This is a genomic window from Kitasatospora sp. NPDC058032, assembly GCF_042885845.1.
In the GTDB taxonomy this organism is placed as follows: Bacteria; Actinomycetota; Actinomycetes; order Streptomycetales; family Streptomycetaceae; genus Kitasatospora.
Map to the genome: position 1 here is coordinate 232,157 of NZ_JBHVRK010000004.1, position 13,614 is coordinate 245,770.

At 73.1% G+C, this 13,614-nt stretch carries 11 protein-coding genes; 4 read left to right on the top strand and 7 right to left on the bottom strand.

Features of this window, described 5'->3' with window-relative positions:
* The first annotated feature begins 88 nt into the window (after positions 1-88).
* The gene (locus ACFVUH_RS08885; protein WP_387912077.1) at positions 89-445 is read left to right on the top strand and encodes a BRO family protein; all 357 of its coding nucleotides are present in this window, start codon (positions 89-91) and stop codon (positions 443-445) included.
* On the opposite strand, the gene ACFVUH_RS08890 is transcribed toward ACFVUH_RS08885, so the two are convergent.
* Together ACFVUH_RS08890 and ACFVUH_RS08895 are read right to left on the bottom strand one after the other, a co-directional pair.
* Positions 334-1,683, bottom strand: coding sequence for a nitrate/nitrite transporter (locus ACFVUH_RS08890; protein ID WP_387912078.1), 1,350 nt, complete (start codon positions 1,681-1,683; stop codon positions 334-336). The two genes, ACFVUH_RS08885 and ACFVUH_RS08890, sit on opposite strands and share 112 nt — an antisense overlap.
* Positions 1,684-1,792: 109 nt before the next feature.
* Complete coding sequence (locus ACFVUH_RS08895; protein ID WP_387912079.1) at positions 1,793-3,028, bottom strand: M64 family metallopeptidase; 1,236 nt, start codon at positions 3,026-3,028, stop codon at positions 1,793-1,795.
* Between the two features lie 387 nt (positions 3,029-3,415).
* On the opposite strand from ACFVUH_RS08895, the gene ACFVUH_RS08900 reads away from it, so the two are divergent.
* Positions 3,416-4,081 (top strand): hypothetical protein, encoded by a 666-nt coding sequence (locus tag ACFVUH_RS08900; RefSeq protein WP_387912080.1) that lies wholly within the window; start codon positions 3,416-3,418, stop codon positions 4,079-4,081.
* 288 nt (positions 4,082-4,369) lie between these two features.
* Here ACFVUH_RS08900 and ACFVUH_RS08905 read toward each other — a convergent pair whose 3' ends face one another.
* From ACFVUH_RS08905 to pdhA, 3 genes are read right to left on the bottom strand one after another with little or no spacing between them, the layout of a single operon-like run.
* Positions 4,370-5,812 (bottom strand): dihydrolipoamide acetyltransferase family protein, encoded by a 1,443-nt coding sequence (locus ACFVUH_RS08905; RefSeq protein WP_387912082.1) that lies wholly within the window; start codon positions 5,810-5,812, stop codon positions 4,370-4,372.
* Between the two features lie 15 nt (positions 5,813-5,827).
* On the bottom strand, positions 5,828-6,802 hold the full coding sequence (locus ACFVUH_RS08910) for an alpha-ketoacid dehydrogenase subunit beta (protein WP_387912083.1): 975 nt from the start codon (positions 6,800-6,802) through the stop codon (positions 5,828-5,830).
* Complete coding sequence (gene pdhA / locus ACFVUH_RS08915; protein ID WP_380688789.1) at positions 6,802-7,968, bottom strand: pyruvate dehydrogenase (acetyl-transferring) E1 component subunit alpha; 1,167 nt, start codon at positions 7,966-7,968, stop codon at positions 6,802-6,804. The genes ACFVUH_RS08910 and pdhA overlap by 1 nt, the downstream gene beginning before the upstream one ends.
* Positions 7,969-8,348: 380 nt before the next feature.
* Between pdhA and ACFVUH_RS08920 the strand changes: the two genes are divergently transcribed.
* Together ACFVUH_RS08920 and ACFVUH_RS08925 are read left to right on the top strand one after the other, a co-directional pair.
* Entirely contained in the window at positions 8,349-9,011 is a 663-nt protein-coding gene (locus ACFVUH_RS08920) for a response regulator transcription factor (protein WP_350543164.1), read from the top strand.
* A gap of 62 nt (positions 9,012-9,073) precedes the next feature.
* Entirely contained in the window at positions 9,074-10,162 is a 1,089-nt protein-coding gene (locus tag ACFVUH_RS08925) for a phosphotransferase enzyme family protein (protein ID WP_387912085.1), read from the top strand.
* Positions 10,163-10,171: 9 nt separating this feature from the next.
* Here the strand turns inward: ACFVUH_RS08925 and ACFVUH_RS08930 are convergent, their stop codons facing one another.
* Together ACFVUH_RS08930 and ACFVUH_RS08935 are read right to left on the bottom strand one after the other, a co-directional pair.
* Positions 10,172-12,013, bottom strand: coding sequence for a protein kinase (locus tag ACFVUH_RS08930; protein WP_387912086.1), 1,842 nt, complete (start codon positions 12,011-12,013; stop codon positions 10,172-10,174).
* 110 nt (positions 12,014-12,123) lie between these two features.
* Positions 12,124-13,512 (bottom strand): protein kinase, encoded by a 1,389-nt coding sequence (locus ACFVUH_RS08935; protein WP_387912087.1) that lies wholly within the window; start codon positions 13,510-13,512, stop codon positions 12,124-12,126.
* Between the last annotated feature and the right edge of the window lie 102 nt (positions 13,513-13,614).

Below are 13,614 nucleotides of genomic sequence, written 5' to 3' on the forward strand. Positions count from 1 at the left end.
TCCCGTGCGTCACGTTGGGACCAGTAGCCCCGTCCGTTCGGCCTCGTTGATCCGGGCAGTGTCACCCGGAAGAAGGAGGGGCGTCCCGATGGACGACGAACAGACGATGGTGCTGGTCCGGTCGAGCTTCCCGGTCACGGGCCAGCCGATCAGGGTCGTGATGATCGACGGCGAACCGTGGTTCGTCACGGCGGACGTGTGCACGGTGCTGGGTCGGGTCAACCCGAGCCGCGTCCGCCACATCGTCGGAATCGAACACACCCGTGTCATCAACTCGCGCACGATTAACCTTCCCAAAGGGAAGGCTAATCACGTTTCCGCAGGTGAGAAACCCTACGCCGACACCGCCGCGAGCTTCTTCCGCAGCCGCAGGATCATCAGCGTCCCCACCGCCAGCGGCACGTACTGCCAGCAGAACGCCCAGCGGAAGGCGCTCGCCGCGTAGGTGTCGGCGCCGGACGGGCTGAGCGTGTCCAGGAGGACGCCGATGCCGAAGAGGGTGATCATCGTGCCGATGAAGCCGCCCATGTTGACGATGCCGGAGGCGGTGCCGAGGCGTTCGACGGGGTTGCGGGCGCGGGCGTAGTCGAGGCCGACGAGCGAGGCGGGGCCGTTGCTGCCCATCACCAGGACGACCGTGACCAGCAGCCAGAGCGGCGGGTGGCCGCCGGGCCAGGCGAGCGTCACCGCCCACAGCAGCGCGGTGGCGCCGATGACGGTGAGCACGATGGGCATCCGGGCCCGGGCGGTGCGGGACAGGACGCGGCCGAAGAGGAAGCCGAAGCTCATGTTGGAGAGCACCAGCAGGGTGAGCAGCCCGCCGGCCGCGGCGCGGGTCATGCCCTGGGCCTCGACGAGGTAGGGCAGGCCCCAGAGCAGGCCGAAGGCGTTGCCCGGGAACTGGGTGGTGAAGTGGATCCAGAGCCCCAGCCGGGTGCCCGGCTCTCGCCAGGTCTCCCGGATCTGCCGCCCGACGCCGGGCCGTGGTGCCGCGGCGGGCGCCGTCACGGTGGCGGGCCCGTCCGGGGCCTCGCGCAGGAAGAGCGCCACGAGGGCGAAGACGGCGACGCCGAGCAGCGCGATGGCGGTGAAGGTGGGCGTCCAGCCCTCGCTGTGCAGGGCCTGGGCGAGGACGACGGTGGTGACCAGGTTGCCGCTCATCCCGGCGAGGCCGGTGAGCTGGGCGACCAGCGGGTTCTTGGCGGCGGGGAACCAGCGGGCGGCGATCCGCAGCACGCTGATGAAGGTCATCGCGTCGCCGCAGCCCAGCACGGCCCGGGAGGCGAGGGCGGGGCCGAAGGAGCCGGAGAAGGCGAAGGCGAGCTGGCCGGCGCTGAGCAGCACGACACCGACCAGCAGCACCCGGCGCGGTCCGAACCGGTCGACCAGCAGGCCGACGGGTATCTGCATGGCCGCGTAGACGAGGACCTGGAGGATCGAGAAGGTGGAGAGCGCGGAGGCGCCGATGCCGAAGCGGTCGGCGGCGTCCAGTCCGGCGACGCCGAGGCTGGTGCGGTGGATGACGGCCAGGACGTAGACGCTGACGCCGATGGACCAGGCGAACCAGGCGGCCCGCCCACCGGGCGGGTGGTGGGCGGTGGTGGGACCGGTGGTGGGGCCGGCGCCGGCACGGGGAGCGGGGGCGGACAGGGGGCGGGCTGAACTGGCGGGCTCCACGGTCATAGTGGCCCCAGATTAGTCATCCCATCATTGAACGGACAGAGCGGGGTCCCGGGGACGGATACGAACCATCCGCTCCGTCCCCGGTCCCCGGGAGCGCCCGAACGGGGTCTCAGCCCACCACCGTCCAGGAGACCGAGCGCGTCATGTAGCGGTCCCGGAAGGCCTCGTCACGGACCCAGTCGGTGGTGTCCCGGACGGTCGCCGTGACGGTCGCGCTGTGCCCGGGGGCCAGCGGCAGCCGCGCGGTGTCCAGCCAGCTGCGGTCCGGCGCCTGCGGCTCGACCGGGACGCCGTTCACCGTCCAGTCCACCCGCAGCTGCCGGGCGCCGGCCAGCGGGAGCGGCCGGACCTCCAGCCGGGGCCGGCCGGTGACGTCGCCGGGCGGCGGGACGGGGTCGTCGGTGGGCCGGACCCGCCGGTAGACCTCCTCGATGATCGCCTCCCGGGAGGGCAGGTTGTACGCCCCGCCGAGGGTGCGCATCACCGAGTCCCGGGTGGGCCGGTAGACGCCGTTGGCGCTGCGGTAGGCGCCGATCGTCCCGGCGCCGTCCGGGGACTCCGCGCCCAGCCAGCGCCACCACTTGGTCTGCTTGCGGCGCATCTCCTCGGCGCTGTCGGTGGAGAGGTTGGGGTAGTCGGCGTCGTCCGGCGCGCTGTCGTACTCGTCGCCGAGGTCCCCGACGGTGTGCCCTATCTCGTGCTGGATGATCCGCCCGGCGTCCGGGCTGCCGCCGGCCAGGGTGGTCACCCCGGTGCCGCCAGCGCCGCCGTACTCGGTGGAGTTGGCGAGCGCGATGAGGTACTGCGGGCCCTGGCCGCGGCCGGCGTAGCGGGCGGTCGCCTCCTCGTCGGCGCAGAGCAGCCGGGCGGTGCCCTCGCACCAGAAGTGCATGCCGAGCGGGGTGGCCGGGCGTCGGCCGCGGTTCTCGGTCTCGGCGATGCCGGAGACCGGGGAGACCACCTCGACCCGCCTTATGTTGAAGAACCCCTGGTAGCTGCGGAACGGCTCGATGTCCATCAGCGCGCGCCAGGCCCGGTCCGCCTGCGCGCGGAACAGGTCCTGCTCCCCGGCGCCGTAGCCGTCGCCGAGCAGGACCAGGGTGATCCGGTTGGCCGGGTCCCCGGTCCGCCGTATGTCGACGGTCGGGGCCCCGCCGTCGGCGGGCAGGTCGGCGCGCTGCACCGCGGTGTGCGGCGGCACCGCGCGGTCGGCGGGGGCGCCGGGGCCGATCACCCCGAACGGCGGGGGTCCGGCCAGTTCGAGCGCGGCGGGGAGCACGGCGGTGGACACCAGCACGAGCGCGGCCAGACTCCGGACGATCCGGCCAGGGTTGCCAGGCGGCATACGGGTGTGTCCTCGACGTTCCGGTCACCCGGCGTCGCCCGGGTGGTGGACGCGAAGACGTACCCCGGACGGCGGGTCGTCCTCACCGAACGGCGGAAATGTCACTGACCTGGCCGAACGACAGGAATCACACCAGTCGTCCCAATGAGTCGGATCATGTGGATGGTCGCCACCATGAGGGCCTCGACGCCGCCCGAAAAACTCCTGAAAGAAACCGCGGACCTACCGCAACCCTTTGGTCGCGATCGCTGTCTGTACGGATGAAGGAAGCGGGAAGCGAGACCGGCCGGGCCGGGGGGCGCAACTGCTCAACAGGAGCAGGCCGGTACACCTTCGTCATCCACTCACCCAGCACCAGCAACAGACCTCGGGGGTCCTGTCATGCGCATGTCCGTTCTGTCCGCTTCCACCGCGAACTCCTCCCTCGCCACCCGTCGCCGCCGGGTCGCCACCGTCGTCGCCACCCTCCTGATCGCCGGCTCGGTCCAGCTGCTGGCCGCCGAGTCCTCCTCGGCCTGCGCCGGCCCGTACCGGGCGAACAACCCCGAGGTTCCGGCGGCGGCCCGCGCCGTACGGCACCACGGCCCGATCGACAGCGTGTTCCTCTCGACCCCGGGCACGCTCACCCGCGGGTCGAAGATCGAGGTCGGCACCCAGATCGGCAACTTCACCGGCGGCGACTTCTCCCTCGCCGCACCGGCCCTCACCCTCACCGGCAAGGGTGCGCGGCTGCGCGCCCAGGACGTGACGGTCGAGGTGTTCGTGCACGGCGCCTGGAAGAAGCTCGGCGTCGACGGCGGCTGCGGCGGCGAGGCCGTCCGGGTCGACACCTCCCCGCTGCTCCAGCCGCTCAAGGACGGGCGCGCGAGCCGCCTGCTCTTCCGGATCGGCCTGTCGGCGAAGGCCCCGGCCGCCCAGTCCGCCGTGTCGGTCACCCTGTCGGCCTGGTCGGAGTCCGGCAGCGGCGCGAAGAGCACCCGGACGGTCAAGGTCGTCCGCGCCGCCGCCACGCCGGGCAAGACCGCGGCCGGCAGCCCGCGCACCCACGGCTGACATCGGAGCCGCGGGGCAGCGGCAACCCGGACCGGGCTCGAACGTCTTCTCTCACAGACAGCAGAACCTTGGAGCCGCACCATGCCGGAGAACGCCACCGCCCGCACCGACGACGACACCGCCTGGGCCTGAGATCCGCCCACCGCTCCACCACCGCCGGCCGCGGCGAGCGGCCGACGGCGGTGGGGTCACGCACGAGGGACCGGCCGAGCCGGGAGGAGCACGAAGGGGCCCCGCCGACGCACTGCGGTGCGCGGGCAGGGCCCCTTCGACGTGGCCGGGGGCGGGTCAGCCCCAGGTGATCAGGCGCTTCGGGTACTCCAGGACGCCCGCGATGTCGGCCAGCACCTTGGAGCCCAGCTCGCCGTCGACCAGCCGGTGGTCGAAGGACAGGGCCAGCGTGGTGACCTGGCGCGGAACGACCTTGCCCTTGTGCACCCAGGGCATCTCCCGGACCGCCCCGAAGGCGAGGATGGCCGCCTCGCCCGGGTTGAGGATCGGGGTGCCGCTGTCGACGCCGAAAACGCCGACGTTGGTGATCGTGACCGTGCCGCCCTGCATGTCGCCGGGCGCCGTCTTCCCCTGGCGGGCGGTGTCGACCAGCTCGCCGAGCGAGACCGCCAGCGCCGAGAGGGTCTTCGCGCCCGCGTCCTTGATGTTGGGGACGATCAGGCCGCGCGGGGTGGCCGCGGCGATGCCGAGGTTCACCTGGCCCTTGATGACGATCTCCTGGGCCGCCTCGTCCCACTGGGCGTTGATCCCGGGGTTGCGCTTGATCGCGGTGAGCAGCGCCTTGGCGACCAGCAGCAGCGGGCTGACCCGGACGTCCCGGCCCAGCTCGCCGCTCTCCTTGAGGCGGCGGACGAACTTCATCGTCCGGGTGACGTCGACCTGGACGAACTCGGTCACGTGCGGGGCGGTGAAGGCCGAGGCCACCATCGCCTGCGCGGTCGCCTTGCGGACGCCCTTGATCGGCACCCGGACGTCGCCCGCGCCGGGAACGGCCGCGGGGGCGGCCACCGGCTCGACGGCCTGCTCGGCGGCCTGGTCGACGACCGGCGTCACGGCCGGAGCGGGGGCCGCGGCGGCCGCCGCGTGGGCGTGCAGGTCCTCGCGGGTGATCACGCCGTCCGGACCGGTCGGGGTGACGGCCCGCAGGTCGATCCCGAGGTCCTTGGCGAGCTTGCGCACCGGCGGCTTGGCCAGCGGCCGGTCACCGGTCACCGCGACGGCCGGCACGGGCGCCGCGGCCGGAGCCGGGGCCACGACGGGAGCCGGGGCCGGAGCCACGACCGGCGCCGGAGCCGCCACGGGCGCCGGAGCGGCGGCCGTGGTGCGCCGGGCCCGGCGCTGGCTGCCTCCGGTCCGCGGACCGTAGCCGACCAGCACCTCGCGCCGCTCGGGCTCGGCGGCCTCCGCCGGGGCGGCGGCGGGTGCCGGCGCGGCGGCCGGAGCCGCGGGCGCCCCCGCCCCGCCGGCCACCGCGACCGAGATGATCACGGTGCCGACGTCGACCGTCGCGCCCTCCGGGAAGAACAGCTGCTCGACGACCCCGGTGAACGGGATCGGCAGCTCCACGGCGGCCTTGGCGGTCTCGACCTCGCAGACGACCTGCCCGTCGGTGACGGTGTCACCGGGCTTGACGTACCAGCTGAGGATCTCGGCCTCGGTGAGGCCCTCGCCCACATCGGGCATCTTGAACTCGCGGAGCGAGCGAACTTCGGTGGTCATCGGCGCTCCCCGGGATCAGTACGCGAAGGCGCGGTCGACGGCGTCGAGCACGCGGTCCAGGTCGGGGAGGAAGGCCTCCTCGACCCGGGACGGCGGGTACGGGGCGTAGTAGCCGCCGACCCGCAGGATCGGCGCCTCCAGGTGGTAGAAGCAGCGCTCGGTGAGCCGGGCGGCCAGCTCGGCGCCCATGCCCAGGAACACCGGCGCCTCGTGCACGACGATGCCGCGCCCGGTGCGCTTGACCGACTCCTCCAGGGCGGCGAAGTCGACCGGGCTGAGCGAGCGCAGGTCGACGACCTCCAGCCGGCGGCCGTCCTCCTCGGCGGCCGCGGCGGCCTCCAGGCAGACCTTGACCATCGGCCCGTAGGCGATCAGCGTGGCGTCGGTGCCGGGGCGCACGATCCGCGCGTCGTGCAGTCCCAGGTCGGCGGCCTCGCCGACCTCGCCCTTGTCCCAGTAGCGGCGCTTGGGCTCCAGGAAGATCACCGGGTCGTCCGAGGCGATGGCCTGGCGCAGCATCCAGTGCGCGTCGTGCGCGTTGGACGGGCTGACCACCCGCAGACCCGCGGTGTGCGCGAAGTACGCCTCGTGCGACTCGCTGTGGTGCTCGACCGCGCCGATGCCGCCCGCGAAGGGGATCCGGACGGTGACCGGGAGCTTGACGTGGCCGAGCGCGCGGGCGTGCATCTTGGCCAGCTGGGAGACGATCTGGTCGAAGGCCGGGTAGACGAAGCCGTCGAACTGGATCTCCACGACCGGGCGGTAGCCGCGCAGCGCGAGGCCGATCGCGGTGCCGACGATGCCGGACTCGGCGAGCGGGGTGTCGATCACCCGGTCCTCGCCGAAGTCCTTCTGCAGGCCGTCGGTGATCCGGAAGACGCCGCCGAGCTTGCCGATGTCCTCGCCCATCAGGACGGTCTTGGGGTCGCTCTCCAGCGACTTGCGCAGCGCCTCGTTGAGCGCCTTGGCGATGCTGAGCTGACCGGCCATCAGAGGTTCTCCCCCGCCTCGAAGGAGGCCGCGTACTCGACGTACTCGGCCCGTTCCTCATCGACCAGCGCGTGCGGCTCGGCGTAGACGTGGTCGAAGATCAGGGTGGGGTCCGGGTCCGGCATGCCGCGCACGCCCTCGCGCACCCGCAGCCCGAGCTGCTCGCTCTCGGCCTCGACCGAGGCGAAGAACGCCTCGTCGGCCAGGCCCTCCTTCTCCAGGTGGGCGCGGAGCCGGGTGATCGGGTCCTTGGCCTTCCAGGCCTCGGTCTCCTCGGCGAGCCGGTAGCGGGTCGGGTCGTCCGAGGTGGTGTGCGCGCCCATCCGGTAGGTGAACGCCTCGACCAGCACCGGGCCGTTGCCGCTGCGGGCGTGCTCCAGGGCCCAGCGGGTCACCGCGAGGCAGGCCAGCACGTCGTTGCCGTCGACCCGCACGCCCGGGAAGCCGAAGCCGGAGGCGCGGCGGTACAGCGGGATCCGGGTCTGGGTGGTGGTGGGCTCGGAGATCGCCCACTGGTTGTTCTGGCAGAAGAACACCACCGGGGCGTTGTAGACCGAGGCGAAGGTGAAGGCCTCGCTGACGTCGCCCTGGCTGGAGGCGCCGTCGCCGAAGTACGCGATCACCGCGTCGTCGGCGCCGTCCTTGGTGATGCCCATCGCGTAGCCGGCGGCGTGCAGGGCCTGCGCGCCGATCACGATGGTGTAGAGGTGGAAGTTCTTCTCGTTCGGGTCCCAGCCGCCGTGGTTCACGCCGCGGAACATGCCGAGCAGGTTCAGCGGGTCGACGTCCCGGCACCAGGCGACGCCGTGCTCGCGGTAGGTGGGGAAGGCGTAGTCGCCGGGCCGCAGCGCGCGGCCGGAGCCGACCTGCGCGGCCTCCTGGCCGAGCAGCGAGGCCCACAGGCCCAGCTCGCCCTGGCGCTGCAGGGAGGTCGCCTCGGCGTCGAACCGGCGCACCAGCACCAGGTCACGGTAGAGGGCGCGAAGCTCGTCCGGCTCCACGGAGAGCGGGAACTCCGGGTGCTCGACGCGCTCGCCTTCCGGCGTGAGCAGCTGCACGAGCTCCGGCTGGGCGTCCTGACCCGTGGTGCGGAGGGTGCCAGGAACGCCGGGGGCCGCCTTCTTGCGCGCCCTCGCCGTGCTTTTGGCCGTGCTTTTGACGGTCACGTTCACTCCTCGGTCTGTCCGGCCGCCCGGGGTCGCCGGTGACCGGTCCGGTCACCGCCTCGCGGGGCGCGCGTGGGTGTGCGCTCCCATCTGCGGGGCAGGTGGTGATCCTGTTCCGACGGCATCCCTCACGAGAACGTTACCCAGCGTCCGCCCCCGGCGCGTCTGCGCTAGGACGTCCTACTTGTTCGGGGTCTACAAACGCGCGTGTGGCGCAGCTCTCAATTCGGTCGCCTTCAGGACACCTGCGCACGTTATCCGGGCAAAGGCTCTCGCGTAAGGGGGTTACCGGCATCGGTTTCCACCGCTCTGGCCGGAACGCGACCCCGGTCCGGTGCGGGCGGAAGGTCTCTCGTAGGGTGATATGGGAGGCTTTGCGCGTGACTGACAAGGGACAAATCAGGGTATTCCTCCTCGACGACCACGAGGTGGTCCGCAGGGGCGTTCACGAACTCCTCTCGGTCGAGGACGACATCGAGGTGGTCGGCGAGGCCGGCACCGCCGCCGAGGCGCTGACCAGGATCCCCGCCGTCCACCCCGACGTCGCGGTCCTGGACGTCCGGCTGCCGGACGGCAACGGGGTCGAGGTCTGCCGGGAGATCCGCTCCCGGCTTCCGGAGATCAAGTGCCTGATGCTGACCTCGTTCTCGGACGACGAGGCGCTGTTCGACTCGATCATGGCGGGCGCCTCCGGCTACGTGCTGAAGGCGATCCGCGGCACCGACCTGATCACCGCCGTCCGGGACGTCGCGGCCGGCCGCTCGCTGCTCGACCCGGTCGCCACCAGCCGGGTGCTGGCCCGGCTGCGGGACGGCGGCGAGAAGGAGGACGAGCGGCTCGCCCAGCTCACCAAGCAGGAGCGCCGCATCCTGGACCTGATCGGCGAAGGGATGACCAATCGTCAGATCGGCAACGAGCTGCACCTCGCCGAAAAGACGGTGAAGAACTACGTCTCCAGTCTGCTCGCGAAGATGGGGATGGAGCGCCGGACCCAGGCGGCCGCTTTCGTGGCCCGGCACCAGGCGGACCACCAGCACGGATAGGGGCGATGCACAGAACTGACGATCTGTCAATGACCCCCGCCGAGAGGTCCTAACCTCTGGCTGTGACTTTCAGCCAGACCCTTGCCCTTGCACCGGCCCGTCCCGACCTCACCGCTCCCCCGATAGGAACCCTCAGCCCGCCCGTCCCCCGCACGGCGCTCGCCGAGGTCCTGCGCCGCTACCGGGTGGGCCGCCTGCTCACCGCCGAACCCGTCGCCGAAGGCCTGCTGAACCGCGGCTACCGGGTCACCACCGAGGCCGGCGGCTACTTCCTGAAGTGCTACGTGGACGCCGCGACCGCCGGTCGCGAGGCCGTCGCCGCCCACCACCGCACGATGGACGCGCTCGCCGCCCTGGGCCTGCCCGTCGCTCCCCCGCTGGCCCTCGCCGGGCGCACCACCACCATCGCCGCGTTCGGCGGCCGGCTCTTCGCGCTCTTCCCCTGGGTGGCCGGCCGGCACCGGCACGGCACCGAGCTGTCCCTGCCGCAGTGCGCCTCGCTGGGCGCGCTGCTCGGCCGGCTGCACGGCGCGCTCGACGAGGTCTGCGCGCCGGCCGCACAACCCTCCGGCTACCGCAGCGCCGACCCGCTCGACAGCTCCGTGCTCGCCCGCGAGCTGCGCCGCCGGGCCCGTGATCACCAGCCGCACGGCGAGCTGGACGTCCTGGTCGAACGCCGGCTGACCGAACGGCTGGAGCTGCTCACCGAGCACGCCCACCGCCGTCCGCTCCCGCAGGCCGCCCCGCCCACCGGTTGGACCCACGGCGACTTCCACGGGCTCAACCTGCTGCACCACGACGAGCGGATCGCCGCCGTCCTGGACTGGGACAAGCTCGGGCCGCAGCCGCGCGCCGAGGAGGCCGTCCGGGCGGCCACCCTGCTCTTCAACGACCGCGTCACCGGGGTGCTCGACCTCGTCCGGGTCCGGCACTGGTCGCAGTCCTACCGGGCCACCGGCGCCGCCACCGCCGAGCACCTGGCCGCCGCGGCGCACCGGGTCTGGTGGGAGCGGCTGAACGACTTCTGGATGCTCCAGTGGCGCTACCAGCGGGCCGACCACCGGGCCGACCCGCTCTACCCCGCCTCGGCGGGCCAGTTGGCGTGGTGGTGCCAGGAGTACGAGCAGGTCCTGGACGCCTTCGCCAACTGACCCGACGGGTCAGTTGGCGGCGGCCGGGGGCTGGGTGGTGGGCTGCACCGGCGGCTTCGGCGTACTGCCACCGCCCGCCGGCGGCGTCGTGCCCCCGCCCCCGCCGCTGCCCCCGGTCTGCGGCGGGTTGGTCGCCGGAGACGTGGCCGGGGCCGTCGTCCCGCCGCCCGTCCCCGTGGTCGGGGCGGTGGTCGGCGGGGCGGTGGCCGCCCCGGTCGGCGTCGTGGGCTCGGTCGTCGGCTTGCCGCCGGTCATGGTCGGCGTCGGCGTCGGGCTCGGCGTGTTGTGCTTGCCGCCCGACTGGGTCGGCTGCTGGTTCTGGTTGCCGCCGCCGTTGTTGTTGCCGTTGTTGTTGTTCGTATCCGTCGGCTGCTGCGGACGCTTGCTGTTCTGGCCGCCCTGGGCGGGGGTCGTGGTCGAACCGGAGCTGGGCGTGGTGGCCTCCGGCGCCGTCGAGACCACCCCGGCGGACGGGCTGGTCCCGCCCGGCGTCCCCTTCGGGGCGTCGTCGCCGCCGCTGAGCGCCAGCGCGATGCCGGCACCGGCCGCGACCACCACCGCCACGATCCCGGCCACCCAGCGCCACGGCCCGCGCCTGCCGGAGCCGTGCCCGTGCCCGTGCCCGCCGCCCTCGTGCCCGTCGCCGGAATCGCCGCCGTACGGCCCGCCGGCCGCCGGGTAGGGCGAGGCCGGCGTGTGCGGGCCGCCCGGCACCTGGTAGGGCAGCACCGTCGTCGAATCACCCGGGACGCCGGCTCCGAGCACCGCCGTCTCGTCCGTGCCGACCGGCGGCAGCCCACCGCCGTGGACCGGCCCGCCGAGCGGCCCGGCACCGACGGCCCAGCCGCCGGTGCCGCCGGTCAGCTCGCGCAGCGCGTGCTCGATGTGCGCGCGGAACTCGTCGGCGTCCTGGAAGCGGTCGTCCGGGTTCTTGGCCAGCGAGCGCAGCACCAGCGGGTCCAGTCCGGCCGGCACCCGCGGGTTGGCCTGCGAGGGCGGCACCGGCTGGTCCTGCACGTGCTGGTAGACCACCGACAGCGGGGTGTCACCGGTGAACGGCGGGCGCAGCGCCAGCAGTTCGTAGAGCATGCAGCCGGCCGCGTACAGGTCGGAGCGGTGGTCGACCGGCTTGCCCAGCGCCTGCTCCGGCGAGAGGTACTGCGGGGTGCCCATGACCATGCCGGTCTGGGTCATCGTCGAGGCCGTGCCGGTGAGCGCCCGGGCGATGCCGAAGTCCATCACCTTGACCGCGCCGTTGGTCGTGATGATGACGTTGGCCGGCTTGATGTCGCGGTGCACGATGCCGTGCCGGTGGCTGTAGGACAGCGCCTCCAGCACCCCGGCGATGATGATCAGCGCCTGGTCGACCGGCGGCGCCGTCTCGTCCACCAGCAGCTCGCGGACGGTCCGGCCCTCGACCAGCTCCATCACGATGTACGGCGTCGACTCCTCGCCGACGTACTCCTCGCCGGTGTCGTACACCGAGACGATCGCGTGGTGGTTGAGCGCCGCGACGGCGTGCGCCTCCCTGGTGAAGCGCAGCCGGGCGATCTCGTCCTGCGCCAGTTCGCCGCGGAGCAGCTTCACCGCGACGGTCCGGCCGAGCCGGACGTCCTGGGCGGCCAGCACCTCGGCCATGCCGCCCCGGCCGAGCCGGTGGGTCAGCCGGTAGCGGCCGTCCCCGACCGTGCCCAGCGGGGCCGCGGTGCCCCGGCCGGGCGTCTGCGGGCCACCGTACGGCGGAAGTGCGGTGGTGGCGGCGTCGCTACCGGGCTCGGGCCTCGCGGCCCCGCCGGCCGGACCGGTCGCCCAGGCCCCGTCGTCGTCGCCCGGATGCTGCGTCTGTGCCATCGCTCCTCGCCCCGGGCCTTCGCTCGGATCGCGGTGCCCTGTCGCTCGTATCCCCGAACGCTACCGTCTCCGACCGGCCCCTGTGGCACGCGCGATCCGGACGGAACGCGTCAGAGCAGGCCATTCCGGTCGGCCGGACCGTCGAGGCGCAGCACCGTGGCGCTCTGGCCCGAGACCCGCGAGTTGGGACCGGTCGTGGTGTCCCGCTCGGCCCGGTTGACCACGATCGCGATGATGATCACCGCCAGCACGATCACGCCGACGATGATGCCGATGATGACCAGCGCGGTCGAGCAGCCGCCGCTGCTGGACGCCGGGGCCGGCTGGAACGGCGGCGCCGGCATCGGGTGCGGCGGCGGGGTGTGCGCCTGCTGCGGGAACGGCTGCGGGGTGTGCGGGGTCTGGAAGGCCGGCGGCGGGGTCTGGAACGGCTGCGGCTGCGGCGCCGCGAACGGCTGCGGGGTCTGCGGGGTCTGGAAGGCCGGCGGCGGCGTCTGGAACGGCTGCGGCTGCGGGAACGGCGTCGGCGTCTGCGGGGCCTGCGGCGCCGCGTGCACCGACCGCGGACCGTCGGTGATCACCAGCGGGTTGCTGGCCGCCAGCGGGCTGCCGCCGCCCTTGGCCGCGCCGATCAGCCGCTCCGCCTCGTCGCGCATCGCCGCCGCGCTCGGGAAGCGGTGCGCCGGGTCCTTGCGCAGCGCCCTGGCCACGAACTCGTCGACCGCCGGGGTGATCCGCGGATTGAGCGTGGACGGCGCCGGCGGCGCCTCCTGCACGTGCTTGTAGGCGATCGAGAACGCCGAGTCGCCGTCGAAGACCAGCTGGCCGGTGAGCATCTCGAAGAGCATCACGCCGACCGAGTAGAGGTCGGAGCGGGCGTCCACCGGCTTGCCGAGCGCCTGCTCGGGCGAGAGGTACTGCGGGGTGCCGACCACCATGCCGGTCTGGGTCATCGAGGTGACCCCGCTCTCCAGCGCGCGGGCGATGCCGAAGTCCATGACCTTGACGTTGCCCTTGCGGTCGAACATGACGTTGCCGGGCTTGATGTCGCGGTGCACCAGGCCCATGTCGTGCGAGGCCTCCAGCGCGTTCAGCACGCCGACGGTGACCCGCAGCGCCTCCTCGGCCGGGATCGCGCCCTGCTGGGCGACCGCCTCGTTGATGGCGTCCCGCAGGCCCTTGCCGTCGATCAGCTGCATGACGATGTACGGGGTGCTGGACCCGTCCGGGGCGATGTCCTCGCCACTGTCGTACACCGTGACGATGTTGGGGTGCTCCAGCCGGGCCACCGCCTGCGCCTCGCGGCGGAACCGCTCCTTGAACGAGTCGTCCCGGCCCAGCTCGGCGTGCATGCTCTTGAGCGCGACCTGACGGTCCAGCACGCTGTCGTACGCGAGGTGCACCGAGGCCATGCCGCCCTCACCCAGCACCCGCTGCAGCACGTACCGCCCGTTGCCCAGGGAGTAGCCCTCGACCGCCGCGTTGCCGTGCTCGCTCATGGTCCTCTGCTCCCCCTCGGTGCGGCACTGCCGCCGCGACCGTGACGTTCGGTCTCGTCCGTGCGTGTGCGGGTCCGGCCCGCTGGCCCGCCCGACCCCTGT

What these genes read in the sequence shown, in the direction of transcription:
- ACFVUH_RS08885 (WP_387912077.1), top strand. Translation starts at nt 89, where the DNA reads ATGGACGACGAACAGACGATGGTGCTGGTCCGGTCGAGCTTCCCGGTC.
- ACFVUH_RS08890 (WP_387912078.1), bottom strand. Translation starts at nt 1,683, where the DNA reads ATGACCGTGGAGCCCGCCAGTTCAGCCCGCCCCCTGTCCGCCCCCGCT.
- ACFVUH_RS08895 (WP_387912079.1), bottom strand. Translation starts at nt 3,028, where the DNA reads ATGCCGCCTGGCAACCCTGGCCGGATCGTCCGGAGTCTGGCCGCGCTC.
- ACFVUH_RS08900 (WP_387912080.1), top strand. Translation starts at nt 3,416, where the DNA reads ATGTCCGTTCTGTCCGCTTCCACCGCGAACTCCTCCCTCGCCACCCGT.
- ACFVUH_RS08905 (WP_387912082.1), bottom strand. Translation starts at nt 5,812, where the DNA reads ATGACCACCGAAGTTCGCTCGCTCCGCGAGTTCAAGATGCCCGATGTG.
- ACFVUH_RS08910 (WP_387912083.1), bottom strand. Translation starts at nt 6,802, where the DNA reads ATGGCCGGTCAGCTCAGCATCGCCAAGGCGCTCAACGAGGCGCTGCGC.
- ACFVUH_RS08930 (WP_387912086.1), bottom strand. Translation starts at nt 12,013, where the DNA reads ATGGCACAGACGCAGCATCCGGGCGACGACGACGGGGCCTGGGCGACC.
- ACFVUH_RS08935 (WP_387912087.1), bottom strand. Translation starts at nt 13,512, where the DNA reads ATGAGCGAGCACGGCAACGCGGCGGTCGAGGGCTACTCCCTGGGCAAC.